Here is a 15,546-nt window from a genome sequence, read left to right on the forward strand (position 1 = left end):
GTACTCCTCCTCAAATTGAAGGCTCGGTTGATTCCGGCGGCAGGCAGGTCTGCCCGAACCGCCAGCCCGTTATACGGTAACGGCATCCCTGCCCTCCCGATTCCACGGTACCGGAAAAGCTCCCGTCCGCGGCTTTGGCCACCGTCACCTTCCGCCAGCATCCGCCGGTCCGTTCGTAATCAAAGGTTTCTCCGTCATCGTCGTACAGCAGGCTTTCGCCCGGTGCGGATCCAAAATGGATCAGCTCTACCGGAATGTCCCCTTCAGGCACATGGTCCAGGGCAGGCATCATCGGAATGACCGCACCCTCGCGCACAAAAAGCGGCAGGCGTTCCAGCGGGCACTCCACGCGAATGACGCGCCCGCCTTCGCGGCGCACGCCGGTTTCGGCTTCATACCAAACGCCCTCCGGCAGCAGCACATCCCTTCCGGTTTCGCCCGCAAACATCGGCGCGACAAGCAGATCGCGCCCGATGCAAAACTGGTCATCCCATTCGCGCCCAAGCCGGGTTCCGTAGGCTCCCTCCGAAGTGTCGAGCACACCGAAAGCCCGGCTTGATCCTTTCGGGGAGCCGTCGTTTGCGGCTGCAACGTCCGTCCTTTTTCCGGCGGCGGATGCCGCGCCCTTCTTCGTTCGCTTTTCTTCGTCCAATACGAGCGGCATGGCCGGAAACGGCGGGATTCCCTTCGCCTCGTATTCGGCAAACACGGTGTATAGATAGGGCAGCAGGCGCATCCGCAAACGGATATAATGGCGGATCGTCGCCTCCGCCTCGGGATCGCTCCACGGCTTCACGCCGTCTCCCCAGGCGTTCAGCATCGCCAAAGGCGAGAAACAAACCGTCTGCATCCGCCGCACCCAATCTTCGGTGCTTTCGGTTCGGCGCACCTCCGGACTCCATAGCAGCCCGCAAAACGATGCATTGCACAGCGCTCTGACGAACTGCCTGTGATCGTACAAATCCGAATACAGCACGTACGGAAGCGGGGACGCGCCCGCGTTGGAGGCCCGCGCCAGCCCGTAGGTGCGCCGGTTATTTCTGCGGAAAATGCCGCTTGTCATGTCCTGCAGCAGCAACCCGTACAGCTGCCGCATCTGCTCCCCGTCATGTCCGGACGGAAAGGCGGCATGCGCCGGAAACATCCATGAATTGCGGGTCAGTTCGCTGCCGTCGCATTCGTCCAGCTTGTAGCCGGATATGCCGAGGCTGACATGCTCCCGTTCATGCTGGGCGGCGTACAGCTCCCGCGCCTTTTCCAGCGTATAGTCTGGGGCGAGGCCGCCCCAGACGGAATAATCGCCGGACAGCGCCTTCAGCCAGCCGTACAATCCCGATCGCGGCGATACGTAGGGATGCTCCCACAGATTGAGCCGGAACCCGGCCTGCCGCATGCGGGAAACGAATCCGGCCGGGTCGGGAAAACGGCCCGCATCCCATTCATACGTGACCGGGTAGCTTGCCGAATGCCAGCCCGGCTCCAGCCCGATGACGTCGCAAGGAATGTCCCTTGCGCGAAATTCCATCGCCTCCCGCTCGACCTCTTCATCCCGGTACAACGTCGGGACGCGGTGCCAGAAGCCCAGCCCCCAGCGCGGGGGCAGCACGCCGCCGCCGCAGAACAGGTTGTAGCGCCGCACCGCATCCATCATGCCGGGACCGGCAAACAGATATACCGCCGCCCCTTCCGGCGGGAGCCGGATTTCCAGCCGGTCCGATACCGGCGTCGCTTTCCAGCCGCGATCCGTATTGCGGTCGCGGGCTTCGGACGCGGCGCTTTCGCGCTGCCGCAGCGTCGACCCGCAATACAAGGTGACGGCGCGCGCGGTGTCCACCAGCACGCCGTACCCCCGCCCGCTCACCAGGAAAGGAACGGGCGCATGCGTCTCCCCCGTATCCTGCCGGGGATCGCTGTTCACCCGCAGGTACCGGGTACGGCCGCGCTGATTCATCCGCATGAACTGCAGGCCGGCGCCGTACAGCTCCTCGTTCCGGTCGAGCGGAAACGACAGCAGGCTCCCGCCTGCTTTCAGCCCGGTGAATGCGATTTCCTCCCAATCTAGCGGAAGCGGAACATCCGGCATCTCGGTCATCGCTTCCGTTTTCGGCTTCCGGTTCATGCAGGTGAGCGGCGTCAGTCCCTCCGGACTGCCGATGGTCGTCTTCCATACGCCCGGCGCCGCCTGAATCCATTCCGTATGCTGCATCAGCTGTCCCTCCTACAGACCGCCCGGCGGATCTGCCGCAAGCGGTATCACCATATTCCATGTCTGCCGCGCATGACGGAAACCTCCCGGCCCGTCGGCGGTCGCCGCAAACAAATGCGTCGGCCTGCCGTCCTGAAAGAGCAGGAACGGCCGCTCGAAGCTGCCCATCACCCGCTTCCGTCCGTCATCCCATAAGATTTCCCGCGAATAAGCTTTAGGAGCATCGGCTAGCCGCCAATCCGTCCCGTTGTCCGACACGGCCAAAATGCCGCCGTGCTTTTCGCCGCAAAGATGGCCCTCCATGTCTTTGGCGATCATGGCATACCCGCTTTCGGTCCGCCACGCGAACGGGTCTTCCACATGCACTTCAGGCGGAAACAACGGCTCCTCGCGGATGACGCGGTAAGGTCCCTCCGGCCCATCCGCCACCGCCGCGCCAAGCGTCATATTGCCGTACGTATGCCCTTCGTATTTCCGCGCTTTATAAATCAGGAGCACCGATCCGTCCTCTCTGATGCAAGGAGCCGGATTCGAAGTCAGGTAGCTGTCGAACTTGCCGGGGCGCACAGGCAAAATCGGAGCGTCGAGCCGTTTCCAAGGTCCGAACACGCTGTCCGATACGGCCAGGCCCACCCGTTTGTTCGCTCTCGCCGCGATCGCGCGGCAGTCGTCCAGTCCAACCGGTTCTTCGGGCGTCACTTCCGCAAACGGATGCGTGGACCCCATGTAGTAGAGGAAATACTTGCCGCCATGCCGGATGATATGAGGATTATGCGTGCTGCGCCCGTCCCAATACTCCGCGCCCCTGGCGGGAAGCACCGTTTCGGCATAAAGATAAGGTCCCTCCGGCGTATCCGATACGGCTCTGACGACCTCCGAGCGGAGCAGCCAGCCCGGATGCATCGGCAGCCAGCCGGGCCATCGGGAAGCAAACATATGATAGCGCCCGTCCTCGCCGCGTACGACCGATCCGCACCATACCCACCAGCCGTCCATCCGAAAGCCGCCGTTAAGCGGCGCGGGAAGCATCCGATCCATCAGCGAAAAATCCATCATGCTCCCTCCCGCCCCTTCAGTCCGTAACGCCTGGCCGCGCTCCCATACAACCATTCCGCCGCGCAGTAAAGCGCAAATTCGCGGTCCATCCATCCCTTGGCTACCTGTTCATCCAAAAATCCCGCCAGCAGCCGCTTCACGGCATGAATCTTTCCGTACGTCCATTCGATGCAGCGGGCATCGGATACGATCAGCGAGCTTTTGGCGGGAGCCAGCGCTTCGAGCCGATACTGCATGCTTTGCGTATAAGTGCTTGCCCGAAAGTTGTACCACCACATCCCGCCGACGTGAACATTCGGGAAATTCCATGCCGCCTGCACGACGTCCAGGTTGCTCAGCTCCGCGGCGGTGACCAGTTCAAACGGTATGGAGTATTTTTCAAAAAATCCGTACAACCGGACGACGCGGAGCGGATCATTGACCGGAGCCGCGGAAGTGCTGCCCCATCTGCGCTCCACGCCGAGAAACAGCTGCAAAAACATGCCGCGGCGCTCAAGCTCTGCGCACATTTCGTGCAAAAGCATAAACAGCACCTCGTCGGACCGGCTGTCTTCGCTGATTCGGTACGATTCATGCGCCGCCGCCTCAAATTCCGGGAGCGTGGTCATGATGCCGGGACAGCCCATCTCCTGATATTCGCCCAACTGTTTGCGAACCTGTTCCTTCGCCAGCTCAAACGCTTCTTCCCGCCGATCCGACTGCAATATTTGTCCGACCCGCTTTGGCAGCCAGCCGTCGATCCGCGGAAACAGCAGCGCATCCTGCTCCATTCCTTCAAAGGAGGCATGCTGCGGATGATTGACGGCAAAACGGCGCACATGCAGCCGATCCGCCACGTTTTGCGCCCAGCCGGGACCTTTACGGTTTGCCTTGATCCGCGCATCCGCTTCCCGGACCGATGCCTCGCCCGTCAGCTCCACCTCGTACAAGTCCTTCAAAATCGTGGTGAACGCGATGTTCATCAGCGTGTTGCGCGAAGCATGGTAGGCCTTCAGGAAAGCCTCAATCCGCTTTCCCTCCGGCAAAGCTCCCGCCCCGGGCGGATAACCTGCGGTCTGAAGCTCGCGGTTCAGCCAGAAATAGTCGGCGATTTCCCAAAAATCCTCCGCGCATAAACGGTCTCCCACCAGATGGGTATGCGTATCGATGACGCCCATCGCCATGATGTCGTCCAGCAAAGATGCCTCTTTCATCCGGAACCCTCCTTTGGTTGCCTGCTTGCTTTATCTTTTCGTCCTTAACGTCCTTCCACGATGGATTGCGGCAGCCGCGGCCGCTACCGGTGGCGCACTCCGTCCGGCACCCGCGACGCCCTTGCCTTAGACCGGCAAATGAATGCAATTCGGCCCGTTTCAACCGACAGGCGTCCTAAATGCGGCTGTAAGGATTACCGCCTTGCCGGCTTTAAGCAGCGACCGAACCTCCGGTTTCTGCTTCGGGCCCGAAGGAGCCTCCATTTTCACCGATTCCTGCCGTATCGTATCGTCCTCCGCTGCCTCACTTCCCTCGGGCAAATCTATCGTCACGTGTTGATCGTCCTTTGCCGATAGCAGCTTTACCACCAGCATCTTTCGCTCCAGGTCCCAATCGATATCGACCTCAATTCCTCCGCAGGCCAGCAGCCCCTGCACGCGTCCCTTTCGCCATTTTGAAGGCAGCGCCGGAAGAACCTTCAGCCGCCCGGGCTCGGAATACAGCAGCATTTCCTGCACCGCCGCCGTCCAGCCCATATTGGCGTCCAGCTGCACCGGAGCCCAATCCATGGAGAGCCCGATCCCCATATGCCGCCAGTCGTTATGAAGCGTGAAAAAGTTGTTGATCACCGACGAGCGGCTCAGCAAATTCAGGCATTCCAGCGCCAAATCCCCCTCGCCCAAACGGGCGTACAAATTCGCCATATGGGCAAGCGACCAGCCGGTCTGCTCTTTGATCCCGACGACCAGCCTTTTCCGGACAGCCGTCCAAAACGCCTCAAACAAAGCGGGGGCGTTCTCCTTCGTAACCTCCTTGCCCGGAAACACCGGGTAAAGATGCGACTGATGGCGGTGATGGTATTCGTCGTCGTATGCAGGATGCATCCATTCCCGGATCGCGCCGTCTTCATTCACCTGGTAATCCGGAATCCGCCGCAGCAGTTCTTTCCACGCCGCAATTTCCCCCGGGTACAGCCCTTCGCTTTCGGCCCCGGCCACCAAACGGCCCAGCACCTCTTTGGCGATGGCAAAATCCATCGTTGCGTTCACCGTCGTCCCTTTCGGACCGCCGGCCCCGTTGCCGGGTTTGTTCTCCGGCGAATTGGACGGGCAGCTTAGCAGCCTGCCGTCCTCCCCGACCACAAAAAAGTCTTCATAAAACAAAGCGACTTCCCTTAAAAACGGCAGCGCCCGATTTCTAAGAAACTCCCGATCCCCCGTATAAAGATAATAATCGTAATAATGCTGGGCGACCCAGCCCGCCGCACCCGTCCAATGAACGATATGCGGCGCGAGCGTTTTGATGAGCCCCGAATCCGGGGCCGTCGGCGCCGGGATAAAAATCCCCCTGCAGCCAAAGAGACGTTGAGCGTTCAAACGGAAGTCGTCCAGCAGCCGCTCCATGTAATCGAACACCGGCAGCAGCAGCTCCGGCATCCGGCCGCTCAGCGCCTGCCAATACATCATCTGCAAATTTTCATTGGCCATGTTGAACGCCCAAAAGCCCCGGTACTCGCCGCACCACAAGCCGTAGAGATGGCAAGGGCTGCCGCCTTCGCGGGAGCTCGAAATGAGCAGGTACCTGCCGTAAGCCCACATTTTTTCCAGCAAAGCCAAAGGCGCTTCGCCTTGATAGGCTTCAAGCAGCAGTTCTTCATTGGAACGATCTCGGCCTGCCGCATGCAAATCAAGCGTCATCCGGCCGAACAGCTCGCGATGTTCGCGGACATGCGCGGCCAGCAGCTCCCGGTAGCCTCTTTGCTCCGCCGCTAGCTCAGCTTTCAGCCTTGCCCATTCCGCCTCCCGGCTGCCGGAAACGAACATGCGCAGCAAAACAAGCACCTTCCCGGCGCCATCGACCACCGCTTCCGCCCGGCCGGCAGCCAAGCCGCCGGCCGCCGGAACGATGCGGGCCACGGCCCCGAAATCGCTGCCGTCATCGCTGCGGGCCGCGTACCATACATAAGCGCCGTCCGCCCCCGACTCCGCGTCCGCCGGCAGCGGCGCTTCGGGCCGGCCCGGCGGACGTTTAACATCGGCTGGATCATGCAGTCCGAGCGATAAGCCGACCTTTACGGCCGAAGGCTCTTCCGCCCGCAGCTCCATCACGACCATGTCATCGGAGCGGGATACGAACAGGGCCCGCTCGAAAGCGGCCCCCCTGTCCTGCCAGCGAACGGTGATTTCGCCGGTCTGCATATCCAGCTCGCGGGAATAATGTTTGAACCCTTCGCCGACTTCATAACGGACCGTCAGATCCCCCAGCGGAAGCGGAACGGCCATCACCGGATCGTATCCCAGGTCTTGAAGCTCCTCAATCAGCATCGGCTCGGCCTCCGCCTCCCGGCCCGCCAGCATCAGCCGGCGCATTTCCGCAAGCCTGCCGCTGACGTCGGGCAGCTCCGGCGTGCGGCTCTGCCACCATAAGTCGCCATGCGTCAGCATGATGGTCTCTTGATGAACGCCTCCGTATACCGCCGCGCCGAGACGGCCGTTTCCGGCCGGAAGCGCTTCTCGCCATTTCGCCCCCCACCAGGAAGACGGGGTAAGGAGCTTCAACCTCCATGCTTCCGCGGAACCCCTATCCATGCTGCACACCTCTTTCCCCGCTTGCCGCGTTTGTTATTGGTTGCGGCTGGCTTGATTCAAAATGCCGTCATTGTTTTTGAAGCGTTCGGTCGCTTCCTTAATGATTTCATTGCCGCCTTTTTGCTTATATTCCTCGATGACCTTCGGCCAATCGGAGATCGGCTCCTTGCCGTAAATCATTTTCACCATGTGGTCGATGATCAGCTTCGGCGCCTGGTCGGGGCGTTTGGACGCCAAATCCGGATATTGGCTGAAGGTTTCCAGGTCCGGAACGAAGCCGATGCCGCCGATGCCTTCGTGGGCCAGCGTTTCGTCCAGCGCCTTCAGCACGTCCGTTCCGCCCGGAAGCAGCTCGGTGCGCTCGCGGTTAATCGTTCCGTCGCCTACCCATCTGAGCATGGAACGGAAGCCTTGTTCGTCATTGCCTTGTTTATCCGTCGGCATCTTATAATCGATCTTGCCGTCTTTTTCGGTGTAGTTTTCCCCCTCGATGCCGAAGCTGAAAAATTTCACGGCCTCCGGCGTCTGCATCCAGTCGAACAGCTTGATGATGCGGATCGCTTTTTCCTTGCTGACCTTGCTGTTGATATACAGGGAGGTGTTGACCGAGCTGTACAGGCCGTAGCCTTTCAAGCCGTTGTCTCCTTCAGGAGACGGGATGATATCGACCTTCGCGTCCGGAACAACCTCCTGGATTTTGGTTCTGAAATCGAGCAATCCGGCCGCATTCGCCGTCCAAATGCCCGCATTTCCCGCCTGGATGTTCTCGGTGTACTGCGGCGGCTGAATCGTGGCAAAATCTTTCTGGATCAAGCCTTCGTCATACATCGTTTTATAAAAGTTGAGCGCTTTTTCCATGTTCTCGGCATTAAAGAACTTCGGAACGACCTCGCCGTCCTTCTCCATGAACTGGTAACCAAGCGCGTCGTAAGCTCCGAAGCCGATATCCGCGTATTTAAAGTTCTCGCGGGCTTGATACGGCGCAGGCACGCCCAGTTTTTTGAATGCGCGCAGAACGTTCAAAAGATCATCCATCGTTTTGGGAACCGGAAGCCCCGTCTTTTCGAGCAGGTCGGTCCGAATAAACGTCGCGCGGCGGGAAGGGTTGCTCAGCCACGTCGGTACCCCGTAGATTTTTCCTTTATAGCTGACCTCGTCCCAAGCTTCCTTCGGAACCGCTTTCATAATATTCGGCGCGTATTCCTTCAGCAGATCGTCGAGAGGCATAAACACCCCGGCTTCAATGGAACCGGACATCGATTTGTCCGTCGCGCCGCCGACGTTTTGCACCACGTCAGGGATATCTCCGCCCGCAAACATGATCGACATCTTCGAGTCGAAATCCTTGAGCGGGATCATCTGGATGTCTACGTCGATGTTGGCCCTCTTTTCAAATTCCTTAACCCATTTGTCGTTGTTGATATCCTTTGAGCTTTCTGCATAACTGTTTCCACTTGTTGTCAGGGAGATCGAAAATTTGAGCGGCTTGGACTCGTCGGAAGCGTCTGCGGCGTTCGAGCCGCTATTTTTGCCGCAACCTGCGACGCCAACCGTCAGAAGCGCCGATGCCAAAACCAGGCTGATCCATTTCTTCATTAGACTTTTCCCCTTTCCGTTACTGTAGAGACATGCATTCTTTTCCTTGCTTATCCCATGATAAAACGAAAGCAGGGGCGCACCCATGGGGCGGATTATGCTGGTGGTGTGTTTTTTTAGGGTGAGTGTGACCGGCGAAGCATTGAACATTTCCATGCAAAAAAACAGCCGGTCTCCCGGCTGTCCATTTCTTTCGTTCATTCCATCATCCCACCCGCCATGCGTTCCCATCAGACCGGTTTGGAGGCAGCAAAGCTTCCTCTCCGGCAGCAGCGTCCCTTTCCTGGGCGGCCGCCGCCGTACGCGGCATGCGCATGATCATCTTCGTGCCGCGCCCCAGGCTGCTTTCCACGCTCAACCCGTATTCCTCGCCGAATACAAGCTGGATGCGCCGGTGCACGTTGGCAACGCCGATGTTGCCGTGGATTTGCCCTTCCCCGCCGCCGTCGGCCAGCCGGTTTTCGCGCAGCTTGGCGCGCAGCTCCTCAAGACGTTCCGGCGCCATGCCGCAGCCGTTGTCCTCGACGCTGACCCAAAAGCAGTCCTCCTCCTCGCCCGCATCGATCGCAATCGTATGATGGTCTTCGATCCCGCCGCGGAACGCATGCTGAAACACGTTTTCGACCAGCGGCTGCAGCGTTAAACGGACCATTTTCCTCAGCAAAAGATCGGGCGCGACCCGCAAGTCGATTTCGAACGCCCGCCCGATGCGGTGGTTGATGATCACCATAAAAAACATAACGTGCTTCAGCTCGTTGGCGACCGTAATTTCCTCCAGATGGGTCCTTACCGAATAATGCAGCATATAGGAAAGCGCCCCGACGATTTCGGAAATTTCCTCCGAGTCCTGAATGACGGCGTAACAGACGACCGTTTCCAGCGTGTTGTACAAAAAATGCGGATTGATCTGCAGCTGCAGCGACTGGAATTCCGCCTTTTGCCGTTCGGCCTGCATCTCCTTGTTTTTCAGCTCGGACTGATACACGATGTCCACCAGCTCCGACAGCCGGTTGACCATCAGATTGTACCGGATGATCAGCTCCGTAATTTCGTCATGCCTTTTCGGAAGGGGAATGAATTCCCAATTCCCTTTTTCGGTTTGGCTCATCCCTTTCATCAGCCGGCGGATCGGATTCGTGATCGACGCTCCAAAGCGATTCGCCAAAAACAGCGCGCACAGGAACGTGATTCCCGCCACGATGAAGATGAGCGTACGCGTCGTTTCGAGCGGTTTTACCAGTTGACTGTCGGGGATGGACACGACCAGATTCCAGTCGGAATAATCGGCCTTGCGGCTGATATAAGCCCGCTTCTCGCCTTCCGCCGAGCTGTGGAACATCGCAACCCCCGCTTGGGAGATTTGGTCCTGCAAACCTGCGGGAAGCGCCTTTCCGGTTTTCTTCGGATCGGCATGGTATTGAATCCGGCCCCCGTTATCGACGATAAAAAAATAACTGTCCGTCCCGAGGTCGATCCCTTTCCAAAGCGTCGACAGCTCTTCGGACTTGACCTCGATGCCGACGAACCCTTTCATCTCGGGGGAGCGGAGCCCGCGGATGCGGCGGACCAACGTCAGCATCGGCGCCCCCTCGCCCTGAATGCTGTGATTGAGGATCGTCAGCCGCCCGGAAGGGTCCGTATGCTTTTTGAAAAAATCGATTTGCTTTGCCGTTTCTTCGGGCCCGAGGGACGGTTCCGTGCCGCCGTTGAAATAATACAGCGCATTGCCGTTGTACCCGATGATATACAGCGCGCTGATTTCCGGGTTGCGGATCCAGACCGGATCCACGATGGAATCGCGGATGTCGGTCAGGTAGCGGTAATTTTCGTATTCCTCGCGGTCCGAGGGCAAATCGATATATTTTTTGACGCTCACGTTGGAAAGCAGGGCTACCATCGAGCGCTGGTAGGAAGACAAATACAGGTTGGTATGATGGACGGCGTTGTTGACGATTTGCGTCATCTGATTTTCCGCGCTTTGGGACAGCTGCCTCGCCGATATCGTATAGAAGGCAATGCCAACGGTCGAAAGCGACAGCAAAATGACGACCAAAAAACCGATCAGCAGCCTGACTCGCAAGCGAATTTTCATCATGCGCATCACTCAATGCCAAAAGACGACCGGTATTCCGAAGGCGACATGCCGACGAAATTTTTGAACGTCTTCGTAAAATGGGGATAATCCTCGTAACCGACCTGAACCGCGATGTCCGTGATGGTCAGCGTCGGGACGGCTAGCAGCTTGCGCGCTTCCTCGATCCGTTTCTTGATGCGGTAATGCACGAAGGTTTCGCCGGTCATTTTTTTAAAAAGCGCGCTGAAATAGGTCCGGGTCAATCCAACCCGCTTGGCGACTTCCTCCAGCGTCACCTCCTCCGACAGATGCAGGTCGATAAACGCCTTCGCCTCCTCGATCGGATCTTTGAACTTTCCTTTGCGCGTCAGTTGCAGCTGGGTATACATTTGGTCAAGCGCCGCTCCGAAAGCTTCGAACGCTTCCTTTTTGCTGATGTCCGTGCCTTTTATGTCCAAGCCGATTTGCGGCTTCCAGCCCCGCTGGGACAGCTTTGCCGCGATCATGCGCAGGCAGTCTTCCAGCACCGATTTCATGCCGAGCGCATGCAGTCCGGCAAACAAACCTTCCTGCCCGCTTTCCGCGAGCAGCCGGTCCATGTCGCCTTTTTGCAGCATCCAAATGCTTTGCTCCAGCTTTTCCGACCACTCCACGTACTTTTGCAGCGGAACGATGTTTTCGTTCATGCCGGCGATGATTTCGCGCAGCGCGTTGTGCACGTCCTGCTGGGTCACCGGCTTGAGCAGATACCGTTTGACGCCGTATTCGATCGCCCGCTGGGCGTACCCGAAATCGTTGTAGCCGGAAATGACCGCGACCTGCACATGCGCATATTCCCGGTGAATCCGCTCGCACAGCTCCAGGCCGTCCATCCGCTTCATCCTCAGATCGGTCAGCACCAGATGGGGCTCCACGCTTTGGATCATTTCCAGGGCGGACGCCCCGTCGTCTGCCGTATAAATCGCCGAAAACGACGCGGGATACCGCTGCACCATTTTAACAAGCCCTTTCTGAATGACAGGTTCATCTTCCACAATCAGCACACGCATGGATCCAAAACCCCTTTTCTTTGCCGGATTTGAAAAGTAAGCTGCGGCGCTATGCGCCTGTCCGTTAAAACGACCTTTAGCGGGTGGGCAGCACCAAGACGCCCTCATGCGCTTTATAGCGCTGCGTCGCCTCGCGGATAATCGCGTCCCCGCCGCGATCCCTGTACTCCCGAATCACCTTGGGCCAATCGGATATCGGCTCTTTGCCGTAAATCATCCGCACCATATGGTCGACGATCAGCGGCGGCGGCTGGTTCGGATTGTTCGGCGCCAGCTCGGGATAGACGCTGAACGCTTCCAGGTCGGGCACAAAAACGATATTGCCAAGCCCTTCGTCCGTAAGCGTACGATCGATCGCTTGAAGCACGTCGCCGCCCCCGGGAAGCAGCTTGGTCCGCTGGCGGTTGATCGTCAAATCATGGGTCAGCCACAGCAGTTCGCGGAAGCCTTGCTCATCCTGCTCATCCCGGTTTTGCGGAAACCGGTATTTGATGCTGCCGTTTTCGATGGTGTACGTGTCGCCGGGAATGCCGAAGGAAAAAAAGCGCTCGGCCTCGTCGCTCAGCATCCAGTCGAAAAACCGCACGATGCCGATGGCCTTTTCCTTCGATACATTTTTATTGATGTAATAGGAGTTGATGACCGAGCTGTAAAGCCCGTAGCCTTTTGAGCCGCCGGGACCCTCGGGAGAAGGAATGATGTCCACTTCGGCCTCTGGCACCGATTCCTTTACTTTCGTCCGGAACTCGAGCAGTCCTGCGGCATTCGCCGTCCAGACCCCCGCTTGGCCGCTATGGATGTTGCGGCTGTATTCGCTGATGCTGACGGTAGCGAAATTTTTCGCAATCAGGCCTTCGTCAAGCATCGTCTTATAAACGGAGAGCGCCTGCATCATGCGTTTTTCGTCGAAAAACTTCGGCACGACCTCGCCGTTTTTAAGCTCGAACTGGTATCCCAGCACGTCATACGCGCCGAAAATGACATCCGCGTACTTGAAGTTCTCCCGCATTTGGTACGGATTGTCCACGCCCAGCTTTTTGAAGGCGCGCAGCACGTTCAGAAACTCGTCCACCGTTTTCGGCGCCGGAAGCCCCGTTTTTTTCAGCAAGTCGGTACGGATGTACGTGCCTCGCCTCGACGGATTGTCGAGCCAGGCCGGAATGCCGTAGATTTTTCCCTGGTAGCTCGTTTCCTGCCACGCTTCCTTCGGAATCCGGGCGAGCAGGCGTGGCGCGTACTCACGGAGCAAATCGTCCAAAGGCATAAACAAGCCGGCCTCGACGGTTCCGGCCATGGCCGCGGAGCTTGCTCCTCCGACGGTCTGGACGACATCCGGAAAATCGTCGCCGGTCAGCAGCACCGGCAGGCGTTTGTCGACGTCCTTCAACGGAATCATGGTCATGCGGAGATCGGTGTTTGTCAGCGCTTCCAATTGTTTGACCCATTTATCCTGCTGAATGTCGGGCGATTGGGCCGCATAAGGATTAGACCCGGTGGAAAGAACGATGGAAAACGATAAAGCCCCCGGAGACGCGCCGCTGCCGGCCGCCTGCCCAGGGGAGGATCCGGAGGTGCCCGGAGAATGGGTCATTCCCGGAAAAGAACAGCCTGCAAGCGTCACGATCATGGTCAGGATCAAATACAACCATTTTTTCATGGCCTCCCCCTCTTTCTCATCCGGAGTATCGCTACAGGACGTGATGTCGATTTTCGCGTTGGTGTAGAGCACCTCTATATTATCATATTTCGTATATATGAAATCGCATTCATTCACAAGAAAAGTAGGGAGACTTGCGCGGCTGACAAGGATTCCTCGCCCCGCTTTATAAGCATAGGCCTCCAATGACGGTCCTCAAGGTAAATCACGCCGCATTCGGCCTTGAAATCCTAGGTTTTGATCGACCCGATCAGCATCCCTTTAATGAAGTACTTTTGCAGGAACGGGTAGACGATGACGATCGGCAGCACCGAAACGATGATGACCGCCATTTGCACGCCCGCGGGCGACACCTCGTTGAAGCCTTCCAGCAGGCTGCCGGCCTGGCCGAGGTCGTTGCTCAGCACGATTTCGCGCAGCCGCATCTGCAGCGGATACAAGGCGCGGTTGTTGATGTAATACAGGGCCGTGGAATACGAGTTCCAGTGCGATACGGCGTAAAACAATCCCATCGTCGCCATCACCGGCTTGGACAGGGGCAAAATGACGCTCCACATCGTCCGCAGCTCGCCGGCTCCGTCGATTCTGGCGCTGTCGATCAGCTCGGGCGGGAGCCCCACGAAAAAGGATCTCATAATAAACAGGTTGTACGCGCTGATCGCCGAAGGAATAATAAGCGCCCATAACGTGTTCAGCAAATGCAAATTTTTGATGATCAAATAGTTCGGGATCAGCGGGGCCTGGAAAATCATCGTGATCAGGATGAAGATCAGCACCACTTTTCGCATCGTGTACTCCGGACGGGAAAGCGGGTAAGCCAGCGATGCCGTCAGGATCAGGTTGATGGCCGTGCCCCCTACCGTAATGATGACGCTGACCAGAAACGCCCTCCAGATCGAGCTGTCGGACAAGATGACCTGATAGTTGACCAAAGTCCAATCCACCGGAAACAGCTTTACGAGGCCGGCGTTGATCGCTTTGCTGCTGCTGAACGACTTGGCAAGCACATGAAGCAGCGGAAAAACCATGAGGCAGCCGACGAGCGCCAAAAATATCGAGTTGAACCAGTCGAACCAGCGTCCTTTGATGTTCATTGTCGCCATGCTCCTTTCCCTAGTAAAGTCCTTCTCCGCTTGCTTTCCTGCTGAGGGCGTTGCCGATCATGATCAGCATCAGGCCGACCACGGACTTGAACAGGCCGATCGCCGTCGTGTAGCTGTACTGCTGGTCGATCAGGCCGACCCGGTAAATGTACGTATCGAGAATGTCGCCCTTTTGCTCGTTCAGCGAATTGACGAAAACGAAAACCCGTTCGAAGCCGAAATCCAGGAAGTTGCCGATATGCAGCAGGAACATGATCGTCACCGTCGGCAAAATCGCCGGGATGGTGATGGACAACGTCTGCCTCCAGCGGTTCGCCCCGTCCATCCGCGCCGCCTCGTACAGCTCGGGGTTCACGCTGGCAAGCGCAGCCAAATATACGATCGTTCCCCAGCCGCTGTCCTTCCAAATCCCCGTGCCGACCAGAATGCTGCGGATATAGGAATCCTCCCCGAGAAAATAAACCGACTGAAAGCCGAAAAAGTTCAGCACCTGATTTACGATCCCCGTCGTCGGCGACAAAATCCCGATCATAATCCCGCCGATGATGACCCAGGACAGGAAATGGGGCAAATAAACGACCGTCTGCAAAATGCGCTTGTACAGCACCTTTCGCAGCTCGTTAAGCAGCAGCGCAAGAATGATCGGCACCGGAAACGCAAATATGATGTCGTACAAGCCGATCAGCACCGTATTTTCCAAAATGCGCAGAAATTCCGTGTAGGTGAACATCCGCTTGAACTGATCCAGCCCGACCCACGGGCTGCCGGTAAACCCTTTGAATATGTTGTAATTTTGAAAAGCCATGACCGAGCCCATCAGCGGCAAATATTTAAACACGATAAAATAAAGAATGCCCGGAATCGTTATCAAATAGAGCGCTTTGTATTTGCGGAAATTGCTCATTTGCCTGGCGAACCGGCTGCGTGTTTTGATGCCCGCCCGGCTGGCTGTTGGCGCCTGTCCTGACATGTCCATCGCTCCTTTTTCGCTTTTGAACCGGTTAGGAAAGCCGGGTTGCCCGC

Annotated in this window: 10 protein-coding genes; all 10 read right to left on the reverse strand. The window is 57.7% G+C overall.

The window, feature by feature from the left end:
- Positions 1 to 10: 10 nt before the first annotated feature.
- Complete coding sequence (locus tag GQY55_RS06615; RefSeq protein WP_160039406.1) at positions 11 to 2,206, reverse strand: glycoside hydrolase family 31 protein; 2,196 nt, start codon at positions 2,204 to 2,206, stop codon at positions 11 to 13.
- Between the two features lie 12 nt (positions 2,207 to 2,218).
- The gene (locus GQY55_RS06620) at positions 2,219 to 3,259 is read right to left on the reverse strand and encodes a glycoside hydrolase family protein (protein ID WP_201452118.1); all 1,041 of its coding nucleotides are present in this window, start codon (positions 3,257 to 3,259) and stop codon (positions 2,219 to 2,221) included.
- The gene (locus tag GQY55_RS06625) at positions 3,259 to 4,455 is read right to left on the reverse strand and encodes a glucuronate isomerase (protein ID WP_160039408.1); all 1,197 of its coding nucleotides are present in this window, start codon (positions 4,453 to 4,455) and stop codon (positions 3,259 to 3,261) included. Before GQY55_RS06625 ends, GQY55_RS06620 begins: the two co-directional genes overlap by 1 nt.
- Positions 4,456 to 4,614: 159 nt before the next feature.
- Entirely contained in the window at positions 4,615 to 7,044 is a 2,430-nt protein-coding gene (locus GQY55_RS06630; RefSeq protein WP_160039410.1) for a glycosyl hydrolase family 95 catalytic domain-containing protein, read from the reverse strand.
- A gap of 33 nt (positions 7,045 to 7,077) precedes the next feature.
- Positions 7,078 to 8,640: an extracellular solute-binding protein gene (locus GQY55_RS06635; RefSeq protein ID WP_160039412.1), complete on the reverse strand. Its 1,563-nt coding sequence runs from the start codon at positions 8,638 to 8,640 to the stop codon at positions 7,078 to 7,080.
- A gap of 205 nt (positions 8,641 to 8,845) precedes the next feature.
- Complete coding sequence (locus tag GQY55_RS06640; protein WP_160039414.1) at positions 8,846 to 10,735, reverse strand: cache domain-containing sensor histidine kinase; 1,890 nt, start codon at positions 10,733 to 10,735, stop codon at positions 8,846 to 8,848.
- Positions 10,736 to 10,740: 5 nt separating this feature from the next.
- Positions 10,741 to 11,763: a response regulator transcription factor gene (locus GQY55_RS06645; protein WP_160039416.1), complete on the reverse strand. Its 1,023-nt coding sequence runs from the start codon at positions 11,761 to 11,763 to the stop codon at positions 10,741 to 10,743.
- Between the two features lie 76 nt (positions 11,764 to 11,839).
- The gene (locus GQY55_RS06650; RefSeq protein ID WP_160039418.1) at positions 11,840 to 13,420 is read right to left on the reverse strand and encodes an extracellular solute-binding protein; all 1,581 of its coding nucleotides are present in this window, start codon (positions 13,418 to 13,420) and stop codon (positions 11,840 to 11,842) included.
- A 230-nt stretch (positions 13,421 to 13,650) separates the two neighbouring features.
- Entirely contained in the window at positions 13,651 to 14,514 is an 864-nt protein-coding gene (locus GQY55_RS06655) for a carbohydrate ABC transporter permease (protein ID WP_160039420.1), read from the reverse strand.
- Between the two features lie 19 nt (positions 14,515 to 14,533).
- Positions 14,534 to 15,427, reverse strand: a complete 894-nt coding sequence (locus GQY55_RS06660; protein WP_236575477.1) for an ABC transporter permease — start codon at positions 15,425 to 15,427, stop codon at positions 14,534 to 14,536.
- Between the last annotated feature and the right edge of the window lie 119 nt (positions 15,428 to 15,546).

The sequence above is a fragment of the Paenibacillus sp. USDA918EY genome (assembly GCF_009870825.1).
In the GTDB taxonomy this organism is placed as follows: Bacteria; Bacillota; Bacilli; order Paenibacillales; family Paenibacillaceae; genus Paenibacillus_AQ; species Paenibacillus_AQ albilobatus.

Bases quoted from the DNA above. Each gene is read 5' to 3' on its own strand.
- GQY55_RS06615 (WP_160039406.1), bottom strand. From the start codon at position 2,206: ATGCAGCATACGGAATGGATTCAGGCGGCGCCGGGCGTATGGAAGACG.
- GQY55_RS06620 (WP_201452118.1), bottom strand. From the start codon at position 3,259: ATGGATTTTTCGCTGATGGATCGGATGCTTCCCGCGCCGCTTAACGGC.
- GQY55_RS06625 (WP_160039408.1), bottom strand. From the start codon at position 4,455: ATGAAAGAGGCATCTTTGCTGGACGACATCATGGCGATGGGCGTCATC.
- GQY55_RS06630 (WP_160039410.1), bottom strand. From the start codon at position 7,044: ATGGATAGGGGTTCCGCGGAAGCATGGAGGTTGAAGCTCCTTACCCCG.
- GQY55_RS06635 (WP_160039412.1), bottom strand. From the start codon at position 8,640: ATGAAGAAATGGATCAGCCTGGTTTTGGCATCGGCGCTTCTGACGGTT.
- GQY55_RS06640 (WP_160039414.1), bottom strand. From the start codon at position 10,735: ATGATGAAAATTCGCTTGCGAGTCAGGCTGCTGATCGGTTTTTTGGTC.
- GQY55_RS06645 (WP_160039416.1), bottom strand. From the start codon at position 11,763: ATGCGTGTGCTGATTGTGGAAGATGAACCTGTCATTCAGAAAGGGCTT.
- GQY55_RS06650 (WP_160039418.1), bottom strand. From the start codon at position 13,420: ATGAAAAAATGGTTGTATTTGATCCTGACCATGATCGTGACGCTTGCA.
- GQY55_RS06655 (WP_160039420.1), bottom strand. From the start codon at position 14,514: ATGAACATCAAAGGACGCTGGTTCGACTGGTTCAACTCGATATTTTTG.
- GQY55_RS06660 (WP_236575477.1), bottom strand. From the start codon at position 15,427: ATGAGCAATTTCCGCAAATACAAAGCGCTCTATTTGATAACGATTCCG.